At 33.7% G+C, this 19,896-nt stretch carries 23 protein-coding genes; 14 read left to right on the plus strand and 9 right to left on the minus strand.

What is annotated here, in order from left to right:
* The first annotated feature begins 142 nt into the window (after positions 1–142).
* From ACM39_RS01600 to ACM39_RS01630, 7 genes are all read left to right on the plus strand, one after another.
* Positions 143–2,386, plus strand: a complete 2,244-nt coding sequence (locus ACM39_RS01600; RefSeq protein WP_048509256.1) for a TonB-dependent receptor — start codon at positions 143–145, stop codon at positions 2,384–2,386.
* Positions 2,387–2,457: 71 nt separating this feature from the next.
* A complete protein-coding gene (locus ACM39_RS01605; protein ID WP_048509257.1) occupies positions 2,458–3,111 on the plus strand; it encodes a hypothetical protein in 654 nt (217 codons plus the stop codon).
* 137 nt (positions 3,112–3,248) lie between these two features.
* Positions 3,249–4,562, plus strand: a complete 1,314-nt coding sequence (locus ACM39_RS01610; RefSeq protein ID WP_048509258.1) for a 2TM domain-containing protein — start codon at positions 3,249–3,251, stop codon at positions 4,560–4,562.
* Between the two features lie 10 nt (positions 4,563–4,572).
* A complete protein-coding gene (locus ACM39_RS01615) occupies positions 4,573–4,872 on the plus strand; it encodes a 2TM domain-containing protein (protein WP_048509259.1) in 300 nt (99 codons plus the stop codon).
* Positions 4,873–5,063: 191 nt separating this feature from the next.
* Positions 5,064–5,363 (plus strand): 2TM domain-containing protein, encoded by a 300-nt coding sequence (locus ACM39_RS01620; protein WP_048509260.1) that lies wholly within the window; start codon positions 5,064–5,066, stop codon positions 5,361–5,363.
* Positions 5,364–5,389: 26 nt separating this feature from the next.
* On the plus strand, positions 5,390–5,665 hold the full coding sequence (locus tag ACM39_RS01625) for a 2TM domain-containing protein (protein ID WP_048509261.1): 276 nt from the start codon (positions 5,390–5,392) through the stop codon (positions 5,663–5,665).
* 54 nt (positions 5,666–5,719) lie between these two features.
* Positions 5,720–6,463, plus strand: a complete 744-nt coding sequence (locus ACM39_RS01630; RefSeq protein WP_082140500.1) for a LytR/AlgR family response regulator transcription factor — start codon at positions 5,720–5,722, stop codon at positions 6,461–6,463.
* 59 nt (positions 6,464–6,522) lie between these two features.
* Here the strand turns inward: ACM39_RS01630 and ACM39_RS01635 are convergent, their stop codons facing one another.
* A complete protein-coding gene (locus tag ACM39_RS01635; RefSeq protein WP_048509262.1) occupies positions 6,523–7,419 on the minus strand; it encodes a hypothetical protein in 897 nt (298 codons plus the stop codon).
* Between the two features lie 113 nt (positions 7,420–7,532).
* Between ACM39_RS01635 and ACM39_RS01640 the strand changes: the two genes are divergently transcribed.
* Both ACM39_RS01640 and ACM39_RS01645 read left to right on the plus strand, forming a co-directional pair.
* A complete protein-coding gene (locus ACM39_RS01640) occupies positions 7,533–8,258 on the plus strand; it encodes a glycine-rich domain-containing protein (RefSeq protein ID WP_048509263.1) in 726 nt (241 codons plus the stop codon).
* 18 nt (positions 8,259–8,276) lie between these two features.
* Positions 8,277–8,621, plus strand: a complete 345-nt coding sequence (locus ACM39_RS01645; RefSeq protein ID WP_048509264.1) for a hypothetical protein — start codon at positions 8,277–8,279, stop codon at positions 8,619–8,621.
* 178 nt (positions 8,622–8,799) lie between these two features.
* On the opposite strand, the gene mnmA is transcribed toward ACM39_RS01645, so the two are convergent.
* Complete coding sequence (gene mnmA / locus ACM39_RS01650; RefSeq protein ID WP_048509265.1) at positions 8,800–9,987, minus strand: tRNA 2-thiouridine(34) synthase MnmA; 1,188 nt, start codon at positions 9,985–9,987, stop codon at positions 8,800–8,802.
* 106 nt (positions 9,988–10,093) lie between these two features.
* On the opposite strand from mnmA, the gene ACM39_RS01655 reads away from it, so the two are divergent.
* Complete coding sequence (locus ACM39_RS01655; protein WP_048509266.1) at positions 10,094–10,621, plus strand: hypothetical protein; 528 nt, start codon at positions 10,094–10,096, stop codon at positions 10,619–10,621.
* Positions 10,622–10,695: 74 nt separating this feature from the next.
* Here the strand turns inward: ACM39_RS01655 and ACM39_RS01660 are convergent, their stop codons facing one another.
* The 4 genes from ACM39_RS01660 to ACM39_RS01675 form a co-directional block, all read right to left on the minus strand.
* Positions 10,696–11,259 carry a hypothetical protein gene (locus ACM39_RS01660; RefSeq protein WP_048509267.1) on the minus strand — a complete coding sequence of 188 codons (564 nt, stop codon included), beginning with the start codon at positions 11,257–11,259 and terminating at the stop codon, positions 10,696–10,698.
* Between the two features lie 27 nt (positions 11,260–11,286).
* A complete protein-coding gene (locus tag ACM39_RS01665; RefSeq protein ID WP_048509268.1) occupies positions 11,287–11,859 on the minus strand; it encodes a hypothetical protein in 573 nt (190 codons plus the stop codon).
* A gap of 6 nt (positions 11,860–11,865) precedes the next feature.
* Positions 11,866–12,243, minus strand: a complete 378-nt coding sequence (locus tag ACM39_RS01670; RefSeq protein ID WP_131701390.1) for a hypothetical protein — start codon at positions 12,241–12,243, stop codon at positions 11,866–11,868.
* A gap of 150 nt (positions 12,244–12,393) precedes the next feature.
* Entirely contained in the window at positions 12,394–14,928 is a 2,535-nt protein-coding gene (locus ACM39_RS01675) for an ATP-dependent Clp protease ATP-binding subunit (RefSeq protein ID WP_048509511.1), read from the minus strand.
* Between the two features lie 152 nt (positions 14,929–15,080).
* Between ACM39_RS01675 and ACM39_RS01680 the strand changes: the two genes are divergently transcribed.
* From ACM39_RS01680 to ACM39_RS01695, 4 genes are all read left to right on the plus strand, one after another.
* The gene (locus tag ACM39_RS01680) at positions 15,081–15,305 is read left to right on the plus strand and encodes a hypothetical protein (protein ID WP_048509512.1); all 225 of its coding nucleotides are present in this window, start codon (positions 15,081–15,083) and stop codon (positions 15,303–15,305) included.
* On the plus strand, positions 15,305–16,402 hold the full coding sequence (locus ACM39_RS01685) for a glycosyltransferase (protein ID WP_048509270.1): 1,098 nt from the start codon (positions 15,305–15,307) through the stop codon (positions 16,400–16,402). The genes ACM39_RS01680 and ACM39_RS01685 overlap by 1 nt, the downstream gene beginning before the upstream one ends.
* Before the next feature lie 112 nt (positions 16,403–16,514).
* Entirely contained in the window at positions 16,515–16,934 is a 420-nt protein-coding gene (locus tag ACM39_RS01690) for a SufE family protein (RefSeq protein ID WP_048509271.1), read from the plus strand.
* A 2-nt stretch (positions 16,935–16,936) separates the two neighbouring features.
* A complete protein-coding gene (locus ACM39_RS01695; RefSeq protein ID WP_228377034.1) occupies positions 16,937–17,902 on the plus strand; it encodes a glycosyltransferase family 9 protein in 966 nt (321 codons plus the stop codon).
* A 34-nt stretch (positions 17,903–17,936) separates the two neighbouring features.
* Here ACM39_RS01695 and ACM39_RS01700 read toward each other — a convergent pair whose 3' ends face one another.
* The 3 genes from ACM39_RS01700 to ACM39_RS01710 are packed head-to-tail and all read right to left on the minus strand — an operon-like array spanning position 17,937 to position 19,896.
* A complete protein-coding gene (locus ACM39_RS01700) occupies positions 17,937–18,431 on the minus strand; it encodes a hypothetical protein (RefSeq protein ID WP_048509272.1) in 495 nt (164 codons plus the stop codon).
* A 15-nt stretch (positions 18,432–18,446) separates the two neighbouring features.
* A complete protein-coding gene (locus tag ACM39_RS01705) occupies positions 18,447–18,992 on the minus strand; it encodes a hypothetical protein (protein ID WP_165585077.1) in 546 nt (181 codons plus the stop codon).
* Between the two features lie 7 nt (positions 18,993–18,999).
* The gene (locus ACM39_RS01710) at positions 19,000–19,896 is read right to left on the minus strand and encodes a hypothetical protein (RefSeq protein WP_048509274.1); all 897 of its coding nucleotides are present in this window, start codon (positions 19,894–19,896) and stop codon (positions 19,000–19,002) included.

The raw sequence follows: 19,896 nt of genomic DNA on the forward strand, positions 1-19,896 counted from the left end.
TCCCAATACACTTTATGATTAGCATCTTTTTTATGTTAAATAAGATGTTTTTTACGATTCAGAATAAAAAATTTACAACTCAGTAAGAAAAAATTATCAGAAGTGAATTTTGATCTTATTTTTGAACCGAAAATTAATAATAATGAAAACACAAGTACAAAAATTACTACTCCTGATTGCTTTCTTCGGTTTTATTGTGAGTTATTCTCAGGTAAAAATCACAGGAAAGGTTACTTTTAGAAATAAGGGAGTAGCAGATATAAGTGTTACTCTAAAAGATACTTATGATGGTGCTACAACAGATGCAAATGGTAATTATTCGTTTGAAACATCAGAAAAAGGCGATCATATTCTTACGTTTACACATCCAAAATATAACGATATTGAAAAGTCAATTGACATTGAAAATCAGACTCTTTCAGTAAATGCAGAACTTAAAGAACAAATTAATGAAATTGATGCTGTAGTTGTTTCTGCAGGTTCTATTGAAGCGAGTGACAGAAAACGGGCAACCGCTCTTTTGACTCCGATTGACATTTATACTACCGCCGGGGCAGACGGTCAGATTTCTTCAGCGTTAAATTATCTTCCGGGTGTTCAGAAAGTCGGTGAGACTGAAGGTCTGTTCATCAGAGGAGGTACAGGAACTGAATCCAAGATTTTTATGGATGGAAGTTTAATTAATAATTATTTTTCAAATTCAGTTCCCGGAATTGCAGGAAGGGACAGATTCAACACGTCACTTTTTAAAGGGAATATTTTTTCAAGTGGTGGCTATTCGGCTTTATATGGTCAGGCTCTTTCGGGTGCTTTGATGCTGGAAAGTGTTGATTTACCAGATCAAAGTTCTTATGATTTCGGAATTTCACCCATATTTTTAAGTGCAGGATTTCAAAAATTAAGTGATGATAAAAATCATTCCTACGGAGCGACTTTAGGCTATTCTTTGCTGAGCCTAATGCAGAAGGTATTTAGTTTTAACACAGATTTTATGGATGCTCCCCAAGGATTGAACGGTGATTTTAATTTTAGAGTTAAAACAAAATCAGGTGGTTTCTTCAAATATTACGGGATGTATGATTCCAATAAAATGGGTGTGAGAGTGCCAAGTTTAGAAGCTGATGATCAGTTTAATTTGATAAGATTAAAAGGAAAAAATACATATCACAATTTATCTTTCAGACAAAAATTCGGGAAATATCTTTTAAACGCAGGAGCTTCGTATTCTTACAACCAGTCAGATCTGAATTTTTCTACAGAAAAAAATGATATTGAAGATAATAAATCAGGATTATTAAACGAGGGGAATTATTTGAATTTCAAGGCAGTATTAGAAAGAAAGATCAACAAAATCAGTGCGGTAAGAGGTGGGTTAGAATTTAATAATACAGATGAAAAACTGGATTTTGAAGAGGTAAATAAACATTATAAAGACTTAATTTCTTCCTTTTTCTTAGAAACAGATTTGGGTTTCAGCAACCGCTTTTCAGCTAAAATAGGAGTAAGGGCAGAAAACTCTTCGTATTTAAATAAAAATAACATTGCTCCGCGTTTTGCAATAGCTTATCGTTTGGCTAAAGACTGGACAACCTCTTTTGCTTACGGTTTATTTTATCAAAACCCTGAAAGCAAATACATCAACTGGCCGGCAGATCTTGATTTTCAAAAATCCCAACATTATATTTTTCAGGTTCAGCGAACTACCGAAGGAAGAAGTTTTAGATTTGAAGCCTTTTATAAAAAATATGATCAATTAATCAAAACCTTTACCATTAATCCTCAGGAAAACCAAAACCAGCAGGTACAAACAGCTTTGAATAATGATGGTTATGGCTTTGCAAAAGGCTTGGAATTATTTTGGAGAGACAAAAAAACATTTGAAAATATCGACTATTGGATCAGTTACTCATTCCTGGATTCTAAAAGAGATTTTATGAATTATCCAATGAGTTTAAAGCCAAATTTCGCTTCAGAACACACCCTTTCAGCAGTTGCAAAGCGATTTATTCCGGAATGGAAATTGGGAGTTAATCTCTCTTATACTTATGCAAAAGGCCGTCCGTACTACGATATGGCTACAAAAACAGAAAACGGCGAAATGGTAAACTTCACCCGGAATGAAGGAAGGCTGAAAGATTATAATGCTTTGAATTTTAGTTTGAATTATCTTCCCAATCTTGGAAAGAAAGATGCTAAAGCTTTCACGGTTTTTGTGGTAAGTATTTCGAATATTTTAGGAACGAAGAATGTTTACGGGTACAATTTTTCACAAAACGGATCCCGAAGTTCTGCAGTTGTCCCACCGGTAAATACATTTGTTTTTGTAGGGGCATTTATCAGCTTTGGGGTTGATAAAACACAGGATGCAATTAATAATAATTTGTAATAATAATTTGAATATCAACTAAAAATTTATCTTTGATTAAACCGAAACTAACTTTAAAAAATTAGAAAAAAATGAAAAAATATCTATTAACATTTGCTTTAACATGTATGAGTTTATCTGCTTTTGCTCAAAGCAGTTATGAAAAAATCATGACGGAAAAAATTACCAAACTTGAAGCCGGCAAATCTGCTGATGAATTTCAGGTATTGGCAAATGACTTCGACAGGATAGGGAAAAAGGAAACGAAACAGTGGCTGCCTGCTTATTATGCAGCTTTGGCATATATCCAGAAAGGCAGAATACAGATGAGAGAAGGAAAAATGAGTGAACTTTCTGTACAGGCAAATGCTGCTGAAAAATATTTAGAACAAGCCGAAAGTATTGCAGGAAAAGACAATTCTGAGATTCATTTGCTTAAAAAAATGACGTCTTCCCTAAAAATGATGGAAAATCCTGTAGAAAGATATATGACAGACGGAATGAAAGCTATGGAAGAACTTAAAATTGCCGAAAAACTTGACCCGAATAATCCGAGAGTTGCTTTGATTCAGGCTGAAGATACTTATTTTACTCCTGAGCAATATGGAGGAAGTAAGACAAAAGGATTGGAACAATTCAAGATAGCTTTGGATAAATTTAATGCCTTTAAACCAAAAACAGCATTAGACCCGAACTGGGGAAAAGCTGAAGCGGAATATTTCCTAGGTCAGGATGCTAAAAAATAATATGTCAAAACTTTAAAAGAAAGCCTTCCCCCACGGAAGGTTTTTTTGTGCGGCTCAGTAATAAAAAATAACAGTTCAGTAAAAAATAATTTTTAATACTTTTAATATAAACTAATTTTGGCTCAAGAAAATCAATAATGAAACGTAAAAACTTTATCACCTTATCATGGATATCACTGGCAACATCCATGTTTTTCTTTTTCGTATTTACGGATGAGAAGAATATTAAGAATTTTCTCCTGACAGTGCTTATTTCATTTATGTATTCGTTCATTTTGGGGATAGGAAACGGGTTGATTAATGATTTTCTGAATAAAAAGTTTCCCTGGTCTGAAGCTACTACAAAAAGGGCTATAATAAGTGTTGTTTCAATTCTTCTTGCGAATATTATTTTAGTGTATTTCTGTAATTATATAAATTTTGTGGTTTTCCAGGGAGTAACTGCGGAAGAGTATTTTTCAGGTAAATATAACTATATCAATTGGTTTACGATAAATGTTGCACTTCTGATTTCTGCCTTTCTTCATGCAAGAGGATTCATGGAAGAACTTAAAAAGACATCAAAAAAAGAAGTTGTAGAGCAAAAATTGATCGCAAAATCAGCCAATGCACAATTTGAGAGCCTTAAAAATCAGCTGGATCCGCATTTCTTATTTAATTCTTTGAATGTTTTAAGCTCATTAATTGATGAAAACCCCAGACAGGCGCAAAAGTTTACAGCCTCAATGTCAAAGATTTACAGATATGTTTTGGAGCAGAAAGATAAAGAGCTCGTAACCGTGGAAGATGAAATAGAGTTTGCAAAAACTTATTGCGACTTGCTGAAAACCAGATTCGAGGATAGTGTAGACTTTATTTTTGATGTTAAAAAAGAAGATTATAGAAGGTTTGTAGTTCCGCTTTCTTTACAGTTGATTCTGGAAAACTGTATTAAACATAATTTCGCAACATCTTCAAAACCTTTAATCATTAAAATATTTTCCGAAAATGATACGCTTTGCATTGAAAATAACCTGCAGGTAAGGGAGCAGATAAAGGAAAGTTCGGGAATTGGGCTGTCAAATATTGTTCAACGTTATTCTTTACTTACAAAACGAAATGTTTTTATTGAAAAATCCGAAGAGTATTTTAAAGTAAAACTTCCGGTATTGGCGGATAAGCCAAAGGCAGTCAGTGTAAATATTGATGATAAAGATAAAGCTTACGAAAGAGCACAAAAAAGGGTAAAAGAAATAAAAGGCTTTTACGGAAACCTTATTTCTTACTGTATTATTATCCCGTTCCTGCTTATTTTAAACCTTATTACAAGCCCAAAAAATCTTTGGTTTTATTTCCCGATGCTGGGTTGGGGAATTGGGTTGGTTGCACACGGAATGAACGTTTTTGCAATAGGTAAAAATTGGGAAGAAAGAAAAATAAGAGAAATTCTGGAAAAACAAAACAAACAATAAATGTATACTTATGGAAAATATAGATGAAAATAATATCCGTTACAGGGAAGCAGCCCGAAAAGTAAAGAAAATTAAAAATTTTTATATGTTTCTATTTATTTACATTATTGTAAATGCTTTCATTTTGTTTCTGAATTACAGAGAATTAGAGGCTGGACAAACCATCTGGAAATTCCAATATTTTGCGGTACCTTTTTTCTGGGGTATTGGTCTGATAGGGTATGGAATAAGTGTTTTTTTACCAGGGTTTATTCTGGGAAGCAAATGGGAAGAGAAAAAGATAAAAGAATTGATGGAAAAAGAGAAATAATTTCGGGTTGAAAAGCCTGAACTTTCTTTCCCTGAACACAATAAAAAAATCCCGATTCATAATTGAGCCGGGATTTTTACAATTCAGTAATCAATTTCTACGGTTCGGTTATATAAAATTGCTTTGAGGTAGTTTCCTGCCATACATTTGTCTCAACAAAAACAAACAACTTAATCTTTAAAAATAAAATTATGGAAACTACATTCAACAATAACGAAAGTTTAGCCTACCAAAAAGCGGCTAAAAGAGTAAAAGAAATCAAAGGTTTCTACGGTAATCTTACTTCTTACTGTTTGGTAATTCCTTTTTTAGCCGTGTTAAATCTTATCACCGATTCCAGCCACTTGTGGGTTTTCTGGCCAATGTTGGGATGGGGAATGGGGCTTGCTGCACACGGAATTAATACTTTCGGAATCGGAAAAGAATGGGAAGAAAAAAAAATTAAGGAATTGATGGAAGAAGAACAAAAAAATAAAAGAACATTTAATTAAATAAAATAACCATAAAAATTAGTATAATGAACTACAACCAAGCACAACAAAGAGTACACGACCTGAAAAAATTCTATAAAAGTCTTACATGGTTCGGAATTGTGGTACTAATCATTTTTTGTAATGATGTTTTCGAAAACGGAAAAATAGATTTTACATTATTCAATGGTTCGGTAATATTGACGGTTTGGGCCATTATTTTAGCAGTAAAAGGTATTAAATTATTTATTTTCAATTCAGAATGGGAAAGAAAAATGTTGCAGGAAGAAATGAGAAAGTCAAAAGAACCAGTTCAGTTTTAAGAGCTGATAACTTTTAAGTAATTTTATTTGAATTTTAAACCTAAACCGGGCTCAATGATAAAAACAGTCATTATCGAAGACGAAAAACCTGCTTCAAGGAAATTGGAAAGAATGCTTAATGAATTTCCTGAAATCGAAGTGGTTGCGAAAATAGAATCAGTAGAACAAGGTATTCAATGGTTTTCGGAAAACGGGCATCCACAGCTTATTTTTTCAGATATTGTTTTGGGAGATGGGCTATCATTCGATATTTTTGAAAAAGTTCCTACAAAAGGTTTTATTATTTACACGACAGCTTTTGACCAGTATACTTTGAAAGCATTCAAATTAAACAGCATCGATTATCTTTTAAAGCCTATTCTGGAAGAAGATTTAGCCGGAGCGATTGAAAAATTCAAATCATTTATTCCTTCAGATAATTCTGTCAATTCACAGGAAATTAAGCAATTAATAAAAAAAGATAAAACCACGCTTTCCAGAATTCTGGTAAAGATTGGCTATAACTTAAAGATTGTACAGACGCATGAAGTAAGCTGCTTTTACAGCGAAAATAAAATTGTGTACTTACAGACTCAGGAGCGAATTTTCCCTTCAGATTTCACGCTGGATGAGCTTGAAGATGTATTAGATGAAAAAAAATTTTTCCGTGTAAACCGACAGTTTATTATCAATTCAGATTACATAAAAAATATCCATATTTCTCCAAACTATAAAGTTGATTTGGATTTTCAGCCACAGGAGGATATCACGGTAAGTAGAGATCGGGTGAAAGATTTTAAAGACTGGTTAGTCAGCTAATTTTTAAATAGAGTATAGAAAATAACCTTATCTACTGATAGCCATCAACCATCAGCTAATTACCTGTAATCAATACGATTAGCTTCTGTATCTTCAAGCTGTTTTATAATTGATTTAGGAATCTCATCGCTATCAATCGGGAAGCTGATAGAGTCAGTAACAAATGTTTTTCTGTCTGCTTTCTGAAATATTTCGAATAGGGCTATCGGCTCTTGATTAAAACTGATACATGTACTTATAAAATGCAACTCATGGAGCTTATATTCTGGATTTTTCAACTTTTCCTTGATGTCTTTTATCCTTGAAATAAAATGCCTTTGACGGATAAATGTATTACTGTTCATGATGATAAAAACATAATCTGAATATGCAGTTACTTTACCGAAATACTTATGACGGTCACCACCACTTCTTTCTATTAAATATTCACCTGAAGTTTCCGATTTGTATATTTCCATTGCAGAACGCCAGATTCGGTTGTCTTTGGCTTGCAAAGGATTTTCTGGAAGATTCCGGTTATACGAATACCAACAGCCTACCAAGCTGTCTAAAAGAAAAGTATTTTGTTTCACATTATTCATATCAATCCTCAAATCATTAAAATTAAATGATTCGGTGTTTGAATTGATAAAATCGATATAATTTGAATATCCTAAAACTTTGACAATTATGCTGAGTTTTGCCAAATTGGGTTTGCCTAAAACAGCATTTTCGTTTTGATAATACTTCTTTAATTTATTGATAATCAAATGTTCATAAAGATAATTTGTGCCCAGTAATCCGGGTTCTTTTTTTATGTTTTTTTCTGAATTGTCATTAATAATGAGATCATTAAGTTCTGCAACTACGTAAGACCATTCAGTTTTTGATACATCTCCCCAATGATTTTTCTTTAAAAAATGCAGGCTTAAGAAATTCATCAATTTCTCCAAATGCAGAATATCCTCTTTTTTCATGTATTAAATTTTATAAGACCAATATAAGATTATTTTGAAACCAAATAAGATTAGCGTAAGACTTTTATATTTTAAAATCAAAAGATATTTGGATAGAACTAAAAGATAAAAAAATGGAAACAAAAATGGTATTACAAAATGACTCACTTTGGAATAGACTTCAGAGTTTTTCATTAGACCGTCCCCATGTAGATTTCCCTTTCTCAAAAAAACTGGCAAAAGAAGAAGGCTGGACGTTGGATTTTACTAAAAAAGCAATAGAAGAGTATAAAAAATTTGTTTATCTCTGCTGCATTTTACCAAATGGCGCTTCACCAAGCGAAATTGTAGATAAAGTTTGGCATATGCATCTCATTTATACTCAAAATTACTGGGAAGAGTTTTGTCCGGAGATTTTGCAGAAGAAACTTCATCATCATCCTTCAAAAGGTGGCTTTGCGGAAAAAGAGAAACACATATATTGGTTTTCGGAAACCATAAAAAATTATAAAGAAGTTTTTCAGCAGGAGCCTCCAAAAGATATTTGGGAAAACCAGGGTGAAATTCAGTTCAAGAAACCAAATTGGTTGAAGAAACTCAGATTAATACTGTTTTTCTCATTGCCTTTACTCCTGGTATCTTGTTTGGGCGAAGTTATTGGATCGATAATGTCAATTTTTATATCCGTAGTTGTCATTCTTACAATAGGAATTGCAATTTCTTCATTCAAAAATAATGGTAATGATAAAAATAATAACGATGGAAGTGCGGGAGGTTCAGGTTGCAGCGGAGGAAGTAGTTGTGGAGGAGGAGGCTGCGGTGGAGGATGTGGAGGAGGATGTGGTGGTTGTGGCGGATAAAATAATAAATAAAAAGCTATGAAAAAGATAATCATTCACACAGTTCCGTTGATAATAAGCTGGCTTTGGCTTGTTATAAATAAAGAAACCTACAACCCTATTACTTTGAAAGGCCCGGATTTTCTAAAGTTTTATTTGATTCTTTTATTAGGATTTTACAGTTCTTTTTTTCTTTTGAAAACACTCAGAGAAACTATTTCCAAAACTACATTTTATTTTATGATTTTAATTTTCTCTTTGGGAATTGTAAAACTGATAAGAGGAATTTTTTTAGGGAAACCGATTGGTTTTTTAGCTATGATTTTGATATTGGAAAGTATTGTTAACTTGATTATATGTAAATTAAACAACAACATTAAATAATTTTTTGAAATAATTTATAAAAATAAGCCTGAAATAATCTGTTCCAGGCTTATTATAATTTACTTCTTTTCTGTTTTATAATTCTATTTATACATATAGGAAGTAACTGCCGATAGAATAACGCTTCATATCAAATGTGATTTTTCAAGATTTGTCTTAGGATATTGTTTTTTTATAACTACGCAATTACACCGCTTCCGATAAGCTCATCACCAATGTACCATGAGGCAAATTGTCCTTCTGCAATGGCCGATTGTGGTTCTGCAAATTCCATATAAAACGCTTCTTCAAACTGGAAAATAGTTGCGGGTTGTAAATCCTGTCTGTAACGGAATCTAGCCATTACCTCCATAGATTCTCCATTTTTTAGTCTTAAATCATCTCTTACCCAATGCACTTCAGCATTGTCTACTTTCAAGGCTTTTTTATGCAATCCTGGAAAACTGTGACCTTCTCCAACGAAAATAATATTGTTTTCCATATCTCTGGATACGATAAAACAGCTTTCTTTGTGTCCGCCGATTCCTAATCCTTTACTTTGCCCGATTGTGAAAAATTGAGCTCCCTGGTGTTTCCCGATTACTTTACCATCGGCTTTTTTATAATTGATTTTCTGGCTTAAAAATTCTAATTCATCTTGTTTTGAAGAAAATTCAGGTGTTCCCAGTGTGAAAAGCGGAGAATTTTTAAAAATTTCCACTATTTCGCCTTCTTTTGGAACCAATTGCTGTTGTAAAAATTGAGGTAAGCTCACTTTTCCAATAAAACACAATCCCTGCGAGTCTTTTTTATCAGCCGTCACCAGACCAATTTCCTTTGCGATTTCTCTTACCTGAGGTTTTGTTAGTTCTCCGATAGGGAATAATGCCTTAGATAATTGATCCTGGCTCAATTGGCATAGAAAATAGGACTGATCTTTATTATTATCTTTTCCTGCTAAAAGATGATAAATTTCTTTTCCGTTTTCGTCAATCGTAGAATCTACTCTTGCGTAATGTCCTGTTGCCACTTTATCGGCACCTAAAGACATTGCCGTTTTCATAAAAACATCAAATTTTACTTCTCTGTTACACAGTACATCAGGATTCGGGGTTCTTCCTTTCTGATATTCGTCGAACATATAATCGACGATCCTTTCCTTATAAAGCTCGCTCATATCGATTACCTGAAACGGAATTCCTAGTTTCTGGGCAACCATCAATGCGTCATTACTGTCCTCAATCCAAGGGCATTCATCTTCTAACGTCACCGAAGCATCATTCCAATTTCTCATAAATAAAGCCACCACTTCATGCCCTTGCTGCTGCAACAAATATGCTGTAACACTGGAATCTACACCTCCAGATAATCCTACAACTACTTTCATAATAATTCTGATAAAGTTTTTATCTTTATCTTAAGGGTGCAAAATTACAATAATCCCTTTCGCAAAAAAAGTTATAATTTTAAACATTGATAAAAACGATATTAGTATGAAAAAATTTATTATTCCTTTAATGTTAATACTTTCCGGAGCAGTATTCTCGCAGGTTTCAGTAGGTGCAACCCAGCAAAATAATAACAAATGGACTTTTGGTGGTGGAATAGGAGTCGGTTTCGGAAGTCAGAGTTCGTTTTATCTTCAGGCTTCTCCCAGAGTCGGGTACAGGCTTACAGATGATTTGGAAGCTGGAGTAATTGGAAGTATATCGTGGCAAACATCTGATTATTACAGATCTACTATGTTTGGAGTAGGCCCTTTTGCGAACTATTATTTTGCAAGATCATTTTATGTAGGAGCAAACCTTCAGCATTATTTTATCAGTTATAAAGACAAATATTATGATTATAAGGTGAATGAAGAAGAAACCGCTTTATACCTTGGAGGAGGATATATGCAGAGAATCGGGAATAATTCTTTTATGCAGATTGGGGTGATGTATAATGTGCTTTATAAGGAAAATTCGAGTGTATTTTCCAGCGGTCTGATTCCTAATATAGGTTTTGTAGTCGGGCTTTAAATAAGTTTACTTAATCATTTAAATAGAAAATCCCGAAATTTTCTTTCGGGATTCTTATTTATAAAACTTAATTCTTAATAAAAGATTAACCATTCTCCGCCTCCAAAAGTAAAATAACTCGCGTTAATAATATTGGTATAGGCTGATATATCTATAATAGGAGGCTGCCCGCATTGTACATTTCCGATAGGAAAATAGCCGGCTACGTTTGTTCCGGTTATAGGATCTTTTATCCCGAATTTCATGCCCATATTTTTGGCTGCAAGACTGCTCGCAGGAATTATAGATCCGGGAAGCACATACGGTGATGTATAATTGTTATCAAGAATCCAGGTATCTATCAATGGTTTATCGGGAAAAGCAGGATTAAAAGTATTCGATTGATTTAAGTCTGCTTCATAATATGCATCCGTAGAGACAAATCCGGGATTTGGAGATTCTTTCAGTAAAGATAAGCCTGTCATACTGTTCCTTCCATCCCAAATAGGAGAGCAGCCGCCGGAAACATTTGTCTGGTCAGATTTAAATAGGCTAAATTCTACTTGATAAGAAGTAAAGTTTTGTATGTTTAGATCTGAGCCTTGTGCTGATATACAATAAGATATAATAAAAGCAGTAATTAATAATAACTTCTTCATTTTTATTCTGACTTGGATTAAAAGTTTTTAAAAGAATACTGCCCATGTTGCTCCTCCAAAAGAGAAGTATGAACCATTAACAACAGGGTTAGGATAAGCAGATAAATCTGTAGCTACAGTAGAGCTTCCACAAGTTTCTCCCATGAAGTAATATCCTCCAATATTTACTCCAGAGGTGTTTGTGATTCCGATTTTCATTCCTGTCCAAGTTGTAAGGTTGCTGAATGTAGCTATTATCGGAGAGGGGGTATTATTATAAGGAGGATTAAAGTTATTATTGATATTTACCCTTTCTATTAAAGGAGTTGCGGGATATGTGGGGTTTGGTGCAAATCCTAAATTAACATTCGATTCATAATTAGCTTCACTGGGAGTGCTTGAATTTACTGCAGGAGCTAACATCATTAAATCATTTTGAATATTTCTTGCTTCAAGTACAGGTGTACATCCTGTTGCAGGACTACCCATATTAGATTTCCAAATTACGTACCCAACAAAATGTGGGGTATAATTTTGTATAAAAAGTGAGCCTGCCGGTGGGGTCTGCGCAGAGATATGATAAGAAATAAATATCACTGCAAGTAATAACAACTTTTTCATAAGGTATTAGTTTTCAGATTTGAAGTTTTGATTTACCTTTTTGTTGTAGTCACCATAAACCTGAACGGCCCATTTCAAGATTTTCTCTCTGTCGTTATTTGTTTGTCTCTCAATTTCAGCAAGAGTAACACCTGTAGATGCGATTAATTCTTTTGCTGCCGGAATTAGCATGTCTTTTTTCTCATCACTCAATTCTGCTGAGGTTTTCGGCATTGCAGGAGCTGGATCTTTAATCATTGCCACTTTTTTGATGGCTCCATTAAATTTAGCAACCGCTTCAGGCTTTGTAGCCTGTGGTGTTACATTTGTTGCAATGTTGGATTCGTTTGTACAAGAAATAAAAGGTAGTAATGAAATACTAAGAAGTAAAACTGTTTTTTTCATTTTCATGATATTGATTATTTTATGTTCAATAAAGTTAATTATTTTTCTTAATTAATCAATACTAAGTGAAAAAATAAATGAGATATGTTGTGAAAATGAAAAAAGCACCGAGAAAAATTCCCGATGCTTTATTATGATTAAATTATTTATTTATGATTGAGAAGACTTTTCAGCCGACTTTTTGGTTTTTGAAGCTTTACCTGCCAAAGCGTCTTTTGCTTCATTAACATCTAAAGTAATAGTTTCTCCTTCGTTTAATTGCTTGTTTACCAGCATTTCTGCCAATAAATCTTCAATATATTTCTGGATAGCTCGTTTCAGTGGTCTTGCGCCGAAATCTTTGTCCCAACCTTTTTCAGAAATAAAGTTTTTCGCTTCTTCAGTTAAATCAACCTTATATCCTAATTTTTCTAACCTTCCGTACAATTTGCTTAATTCAATATCGATGATTTTCTTAATATCTTCTTTCTCAAGCGAGTTGAAGATTACAATATCATCAATTCTGTTTAAAAATTCAGGAGCAAATGCTTTTTTAAGGGCATTTTCAATTGTACTTCTGGCTCTGGTATCTGAACCTGTTTTTTTAGCTGAAGTTCCGAATCCTACACCGTCTCCGAAATCTTTAATATCTCTGGTTCCGATATTTGAAGTAAGGATAATAATTGTATTTCTAAAATCAATTTTCCTACCTAAACTATCCGTAACGTGACCTTCATCTAAAATCTGTAACAGGATATTGAATACATCCGGGTGAGCTTTTTCAATCTCATCCAAAAGAACCACAGCATAAGGTTTTCTTCTTACAGCTTCAGTCAATTGTCCGCCTTCTTCGTATCCTACATATCCCGGAGGCGCTCCGACCAATCTTGAAACCGCAAATTTTTCCATGTATTCACTCATATCAATTCTGATTAATGCCTCATCAGAATCAAATAATTCTCTTGCCATTACTTTAGCCAGCTCAGTTTTACCAACACCTGTTGTACCAAGGAAGATAAATGTACCGATTGGGCGGTTCGGATCTTTCAGTCCGGCTCTGTTTCTTTGAATTGCCTTAACAACTTTTTTCACAGCATCTTCCTGGCCGATAACTTTTCCGTTCAGATTATTATCCATTCCGGCTAATTTATCAAGCTCGTTCTTGCCAACTTTCGTTACAGGAACTCCACTCATCATAGAAACCACTTCCGCTACATTTTCTTCCGTTACGGTTTCTTTTTTCTCTTTTACATCTTTGTCCCACTTATCCTGAGCAGCATTCAGCTCCATTTGAAGACGTTCCTCTTCATCTTTAAGCTTTCTTGCCTCAAGATAATCCTGAGCTTTTACGGCTTTCTGCTTCATTTCTTTGATATCTTCGATTTTCTTTTCAAAATCAATGATTTCAGTAGGAACTTTCATGTTTTTAATATAAACACGGGAACCTGCTTCGTCCATCGCGTCAATTGCTTTATCCGGTAAGAAACGGTCAGTAATGTATCTTGATGTCAAATTGACACAAGCCAGAATTGCTTCCGGAGTATATACGACATTATGATGTTCTTCGTACTTGTCCTTAATTTGATTTAAAATCTGGATGGTTTCATCAATAGAAGTAGGTTCCACCATTACTTTCTGGAATCTCCTTTCTAAAGCACCGTCTTTCTCAATATATTGACGGTATTCATCCAGGGTTGTTGCCCCGATGCATTGAATTTCGCCTCTTGCCAAAGCCGGTTTGAACATGTTTGATGCATCTAGGCTTCCCGTAGAACTTCCTGCACCAACAATAGTGTGCAGCTCATCAATGAATAAAATGACATCTCTGTTTTTTTCCAACTCTGTCATGATAGCCTTCATTCTTTCCTCAAACTGACCACGGTATTTCGTTCCGGCAACTAAACTTGCCAAATCTAATGTGATAACTCGTTTTCCGAAAAGAACCCTGGAAACTTTTTTCTGTTGAATTCTTAAAGCCAAACCTTCTGCGATGGCGGATTTACCAACACCAGGCTCTCCGATAAGCAACGGATTGTTTTTCTTTCTTCTCGATAAAATTTGAGAAACTCTCTCAATTTCTTTTTCACGACCGATTACCGGGTCTAATTTCCCATCTCTAGCCAAAGAAGTCAGGTCTCTGCCAAAATTGTCCAATGTAGGAGTTTTACTTTTTGCAGAACCTAAATTTCCTGTAGGCTTCCTCATCTGCTCAAATTCCTCTCTTTCATCATCGTCGTCATATGCACTCATTTGTGGCGCTTGCCCGGAATTTTTAAGCATGGTTTGATACTCTTTTGAAACGCCTTCATAGTCGATATCGTAAGCTCCTAATATACTTGAGGTGGGGTCTTCATATTTGTAAAGAATGCCTAAAAGTAAATGAACGGTATTAATCTCATTACTTTTATATTGTCTGCATTCTAACTCCGCACGTTTAATAGCATGATCTGCCATCTTGGTGAAAGAAATATTGGTAACCTCCTCAGAAATAGGATTTAGACTTGCTGTATTTAGAGTTTCAATTTTTCTTCTGATTTGTGTTAAATCCGCATTAAGGTTTTGAAGGATTTCTTTTGCAGAGTTTTCCGTTTTTATAATACCTAAAAGTAGATGTTCTGTATTAAGAAATTCACTTTTCAGCCTTTTAGCTTCGCTTTTGCTTTGTTTGAACACTTGGCTCAAACCTTGTGAAAACTTATAATCCATAATATATCTCATTAGAATAAAAGCAACATTGCCATTTATTCATTATCTAAATTACAAATATTTTACCAAAAATCAATAAATGACTTTATGGCAGAAAAAATTTTATTATCTTATTGAAAATGATTAAGTTTGTTATCCTCAAAATTTCTCCCATGAATCCCGAAATTGCTACATATATTGGATATTCCGCTTCACTTTTTATCGTGCTGAGTTTTATTCTTAAAGATGTAAGAAAAATTAGAATTGTCAACATGATTGGCTGTATCTGTTTTGTTATTTATGGTTTTTTCAGTGGAATGCTTTGGCCGGTAATCATACCAAACGGATTGATTTGCTTTATCCAGATTTATCATTTGATGAACGGAAAGAAAGAGTAATGAAAGATAAGAAAGTCATTATATCCGCATTCAGCAATTTATATACAGATCAACGCATAGAAAAGGTTTGCAGAACTTTATATGAAAACGGATATGAGATTGAATTGATTGGAAATGACTGGAGTGGTGCAGAAAAAATGTCTCGACCCTATTCTTTTGTCCGGCTGAAATTAATTTCAAAAAGTTTAAAAACCGCATATTTTGAATTCAATTGGAAATTATATCATGAATTAAAAAAGAAAGCAGATAACAATACGGTTCTTCTTGCCAATGATTTGGACGCGTTACTTCCGAATTATCTTTTGGCTAAAAAATTAAATATTCCAATAGTATTTGACAGTCATGAAATTTTTTCGGAAATGCCGGCAATTCAGGGCAAAATGTCACAAAAACTATGGCGCTATCTTGAAAAAAAATTAATTCCCAACATAAAATTAATGATTACGGCAAGTTCAGGATATGCCGATTGGTTTAAAAATAAATATGGAATTTATCCAACGGTTGTTCAAAATGCGCCGCGAAAAATAGATTTTGATATTGAAATTCCTGTAAATACCCCGAAAATTCTTTTATATCAGGGGGTAATCAACCCATTTCGTGGAATTGACAAGGCTATTTTGGCAATGCACCATCTGGAGAATGTGATTTTTAAGATTGCAGGTGATGGTCCGAAGAAAAAAGAATATGAAGAATTAGTTATTAAAGAACATCTCCAGCATAAAATTCAGTTTTTAGGAAAATTATTGCCTGAAGATTTGAGAGAAATTACTTTGACGGCTGACTGTGGTATGAGTATCGAAGAAAATGGAGGAGAAAGTTACTTGTATTCTTTACCTAATAAAGTATTGGACTGTATTCAGGCGCGCGTTCCGTTAGTTTTGTCCAATCTTCCTGAAATGCAGAATATTAAGCAGCAATTCGATGTTGGAGAAATTATAGAAAACCATGAACCTTTATATATTGCAAGAGCAATCCAGGCGATTCTAAATAAAGGGAGAAAAATGTATTTACCGGAACTTGAAAAAGCTTCTCATATTCTCTGCTGGGAAAATGAAGAAGTAAAACTGTTAGAAGTTTTCAAAAGGGCATTCCTATAATATTTCTGTTTTAATTTTAATTGAAATAAACATTTAAACATAATTGCAAATAGATTTACATATTAAATTATCTTTTTAAAATTGGTTATCTTTGCAGAAAGAAAGTATAGAAATGACCATTAAAGAAAAACAGCAGGAAATAATCGACGAATTTGCGTTTCTTGAAGATTGGGAGCAGAAATATGAGTATATCATAGACCTTGGAAAAGAGCTGAAAGGGCTTTCTGATGAGAAAAAAACTGACGAAAACCTGATTAAGGGTTGCCAAAGCAAAGTATGGATTGATGCTGAATTTAAAGATGGAAAATTGTTCTTTGATGCAGATTCTGACGGAATTTTGCCAAAAGGAATTGTTTCTCTTCTGGTAAGTATCTACAGTGGACATTCTACGCAGGAAATTTTAGACTCTGATTTTGAATTTATTTCTGAAATCGGGTTGCAGGAATTTCTTTCTCCTTCCAGAGCCAACGGACTGATGGCGATGACAAAACAAATTAAATTTTACGCAGTCGCTTATCAACTGAAGTCGTAGCCGTGACAAGAATCTTAGCATATCGTTTTTCGGCTTTTGGTGATGTTGCGATGACAGCACCGGTTTTTCGTGAGTTTTTGGAACAAAATCCTGATGTGGAAATTGTTATGGTTTCCAGAAGTAATTTTGAGAGTTTATTTGCTGATATTCCGAATGTTATATTCAAAGGAATCAACTTAGATGATTATAAAGGCTTTTTTGGATTAAACAGGTTGGCAAATGAGCTTGTGAAGGAATTCAACCCTGATTTGATTGCAAATCTTCATGACGTTATCAGAACTAAAATTTTAGATAAAATCTACAGGAGAAAAGGCATTAAAGTCTTTAAAATTGACAAAGGCAAAGAAGAAAAAGAACGTTTGACAGACGTTTGGAATCTTCATAAAGTGCAATTAAAGAAAACGGTAGAGCGCTATGCTGATGTTTTCCGGGAAATGGGCTACAAAGTGGAACTTTCTCATCAATTACGATCTGTTTCACAAGAAAAGTCGGGAATAGGTTTTGCTCCTTTTGCTCAACATAAAGGGAAAATGCTTCCTCTTGAGAAATCTTACGAATTGGCAAGGCATTTAGCTCAAAAAAATACAATTTATTTTTTCGGAGGAGGAAAAAAAGAAACGGAAACACTGGAAAAGTGGGAAAGCATGATTCCTAATTCCAAAAGTTTATCAGGAAAATTAAGCCTAAAAGAAGAACTAAAAAAAATATCGGAACTCGAGCTGATGATCTCTATGGATTCTGCCAATATGCATTTGGCAAGCCTTGTAGGAACCAGATGTGTTTCTGTTTGGGGATCAACCCACCCATACGCCGGATTTTTAGGATTCGGGCAAAGTGAAGATGATGTGGTCCAGGTAAAAGATTTGACTTGCCGGCCTTGTTCTGTTTTTGGTGATAAAGAATGTTATCGCGACGACTGGGCATGCCTGGAAGAGCTTGATATTCAGAAAATTATCGATAAAATTTAAAATAAGGAAAAGGCTCCTATTAGGAGCCTTTTCCTTATTTTAAAGGAGTTTCAATATATGCTTTTTTCTGTTTTTCTTCTGCGGTATAAATTTCTTTATTGTTGATATCAGTCAGTTTTATGTAATCTCCTGATCTATTTACTTTTAAAGTTATTTTCTTTTTATCGGAAGGATTTGTGAGAATGATTGTGTTACCTTTCATTGTAACATCTAATTCAATCTCTTTTGTATCATATAAAACGTTAGATTTTTTAATATCCTGATCAACAAGTTTTACCTGTTTTTTGGGTGAACAAAGTTCCAGATATGCTTTTTCATTACTTTCAAAGATTAATATTTTTAAAAATACTTGTTTCGCTTTAATATAAACCACATTTTTGGTATCGATATAATGACTGTATGTTGCGTTATCTGTGAAGGAAAGATCCGTAAGTTTTGAAGATTTTATGACTTCAGGAACTTGTTTTTTCTGTGAATAGATGTTTTGGAACGTAACTGTTAATACTAACGATAAAAATAGTGCTTTCATTTATAATTTATTAAATTATTTCTTCTCCATGAAGTTTTGAAGTTGGCTTTTCATTCTAAATTCAAACAAAAATAAGAAAAGATAATAGAACGTTCCGAAGAGGAAAGATTTTTCAGAAAGGTGAAACCATTTGGTCAGAATAGCAGAAATTACGAGTAAAACAATTCCTGCAATCATCACAATAAAGTTGAAAAAGTCTGTATTGCTTTCCACTTCTCCATTCAAATGATTATTGATAATGGGCTGAATAGCGGCGATGAAAATAGGCAAAGAAAACAGAATATCCTGTGTTATAAATAAAATGAGTATTGGAACAAAGATCAATGCAATCAAAAAAACAGAGAAAAATATTTTTCCTGTTCCTTTTTCATTTACGAAAGAAAACCAAAAATAAAGACTCAGGAACCAGAACAATTGCATGAATGGTGTATATAGTACAAAATCGAGCTTTAAGGCATAAAATTCCCGGCCTGTAAAAAAGCATTGCTTCAAATACAACAATGCCATTAATAGGTATATCCAAGTAGAGGAAGAACGTAAAATATTTAATATTCTTCGCATAAATCTTTTATCTGATAACTTCTAAAGGCGCACCTTTTTTCGGACGGTGAAGAACCAAATCATAAATTTCTGTACTGTTATCTTTCAGTTTAGCCTGAAGTGGAGATTCGTCTTTGCTTTTGCTGTCGGTTCTGATAAGCGCTACCATTCTTCCTTGTCCGTAAAATGCCAATTTATAGTTTTCTAACGGCAAAACCTCTGTAATATTTTGAATCGTAGCGGTTGTTTCAGATTTATCCTGTTGAATATCTGAATCGCTGAAGTATAAGGCTTTATCAATTTCAGTATCTCTTGTTTTCGTTTTAGCTAAAAAAGAAGAGACATCTTTCTTTTGAAGAATATCTCGAAAGTTATTGTAAACGGCTAAAACTTCCTTTAAAAGAACGTCTTTATCTTCATTTAATAAAGTCTCAGATTGTGACCACCCGACAACTTTGTAAGGAACAGTTGAGGTGAAATCCCAAATTTGGGTAAATTCTTTCACTTTTTTGGATTTTTCAGTGTCAAATTTACAGTCGACGATGGTTTCATAATCCGGAGAATCCATGCTTGCATATTTTAATACTCTGAATTTATAATATTTAAGTTCTGTATCATCCAATTCTTTGTCGGATTTTAAAGCAATTTTAATGCTTTGTTTTCCAGAACCTAAAATTTCTCTGTTGATAGGAATGGTAAGATTTGTCGCTCCGGTTTGATAATAATAAGCAACTAAAATATCATTAATATAAACCTGAAAATCTCCCGAAGCATCGAGACTTAGAGCATAAAAAGGGCCGGATGTATTTTGTTTCATTTTGTTTTCGTGATTAGTATTAAGACTTGATGTTTGTATGTTGCTGTCTTTTTTCTGACAACTTATGATATTGAAAAACAGCAGCGCAAATAAAATGTTCTTACTCAT

The organism is Chryseobacterium sp. FH2 (genome assembly GCF_001045455.1).
Taxonomy (GTDB): domain Bacteria; phylum Bacteroidota; class Bacteroidia; order Flavobacteriales; family Weeksellaceae; genus Chryseobacterium.

Coding starts and splice junctions, on each gene's coding strand:
- ACM39_RS01710 (WP_048509274.1), bottom strand. CDS start 19,896: ATGAGTAAGAACATTTTATTTGCGCTGCTGTTTTTCAATATCATAAGT.
- ACM39_RS01705 (WP_165585077.1), bottom strand. CDS start 18,992: ATGCGAAGAATATTAAATATTTTACGTTCTTCCTCTACTTGGATATAC.
- ACM39_RS01630 (WP_082140500.1), top strand. CDS start 5,720: ATGATAAAAACAGTCATTATCGAAGACGAAAAACCTGCTTCAAGGAAA.
- mnmA (WP_048509265.1), bottom strand. CDS start 9,987: ATGAAAGTAGTTGTAGGATTATCTGGAGGTGTAGATTCCAGTGTTACA.
- ACM39_RS01615 (WP_048509259.1), top strand. CDS start 4,573: ATGGAAAATATAGATGAAAATAATATCCGTTACAGGGAAGCAGCCCGA.
- ACM39_RS01610 (WP_048509258.1), top strand. CDS start 3,249: ATGAAACGTAAAAACTTTATCACCTTATCATGGATATCACTGGCAACA.
- ACM39_RS01685 (WP_048509270.1), top strand. CDS start 15,305: ATGAAAGATAAGAAAGTCATTATATCCGCATTCAGCAATTTATATACA.
- ACM39_RS01670 (WP_131701390.1), bottom strand. CDS start 12,243: ATGAAAAAAACAGTTTTACTTCTTAGTATTTCATTACTACCTTTTATT.
- ACM39_RS01635 (WP_048509262.1), bottom strand. CDS start 7,419: ATGAAAAAAGAGGATATTCTGCATTTGGAGAAATTGATGAATTTCTTA.
- ACM39_RS01640 (WP_048509263.1), top strand. CDS start 7,533: ATGGAAACAAAAATGGTATTACAAAATGACTCACTTTGGAATAGACTT.
- ACM39_RS01600 (WP_048509256.1), top strand. CDS start 143: ATGAAAACACAAGTACAAAAATTACTACTCCTGATTGCTTTCTTCGGT.
- ACM39_RS01675 (WP_048509511.1), bottom strand. CDS start 14,928: ATGGATTATAAGTTTTCACAAGGTTTGAGCCAAGTGTTCAAACAAAGC.
- ACM39_RS01680 (WP_048509512.1), top strand. CDS start 15,081: ATGAATCCCGAAATTGCTACATATATTGGATATTCCGCTTCACTTTTT.
- ACM39_RS01690 (WP_048509271.1), top strand. CDS start 16,515: ATGACCATTAAAGAAAAACAGCAGGAAATAATCGACGAATTTGCGTTT.
- ACM39_RS01700 (WP_048509272.1), bottom strand. CDS start 18,431: ATGAAAGCACTATTTTTATCGTTAGTATTAACAGTTACGTTCCAAAAC.
- ACM39_RS01665 (WP_048509268.1), bottom strand. CDS start 11,859: ATGAAAAAGTTGTTATTACTTGCAGTGATATTTATTTCTTATCATATC.
- ACM39_RS01625 (WP_048509261.1), top strand. CDS start 5,390: ATGAACTACAACCAAGCACAACAAAGAGTACACGACCTGAAAAAATTC.
- ACM39_RS01660 (WP_048509267.1), bottom strand. CDS start 11,259: ATGAAGAAGTTATTATTAATTACTGCTTTTATTATATCTTATTGTATA.
- ACM39_RS01620 (WP_048509260.1), top strand. CDS start 5,064: ATGGAAACTACATTCAACAATAACGAAAGTTTAGCCTACCAAAAAGCG.
- ACM39_RS01605 (WP_048509257.1), top strand. CDS start 2,458: ATGAAAAAATATCTATTAACATTTGCTTTAACATGTATGAGTTTATCT.
- ACM39_RS01645 (WP_048509264.1), top strand. CDS start 8,277: ATGAAAAAGATAATCATTCACACAGTTCCGTTGATAATAAGCTGGCTT.
- ACM39_RS01655 (WP_048509266.1), top strand. CDS start 10,094: ATGAAAAAATTTATTATTCCTTTAATGTTAATACTTTCCGGAGCAGTA.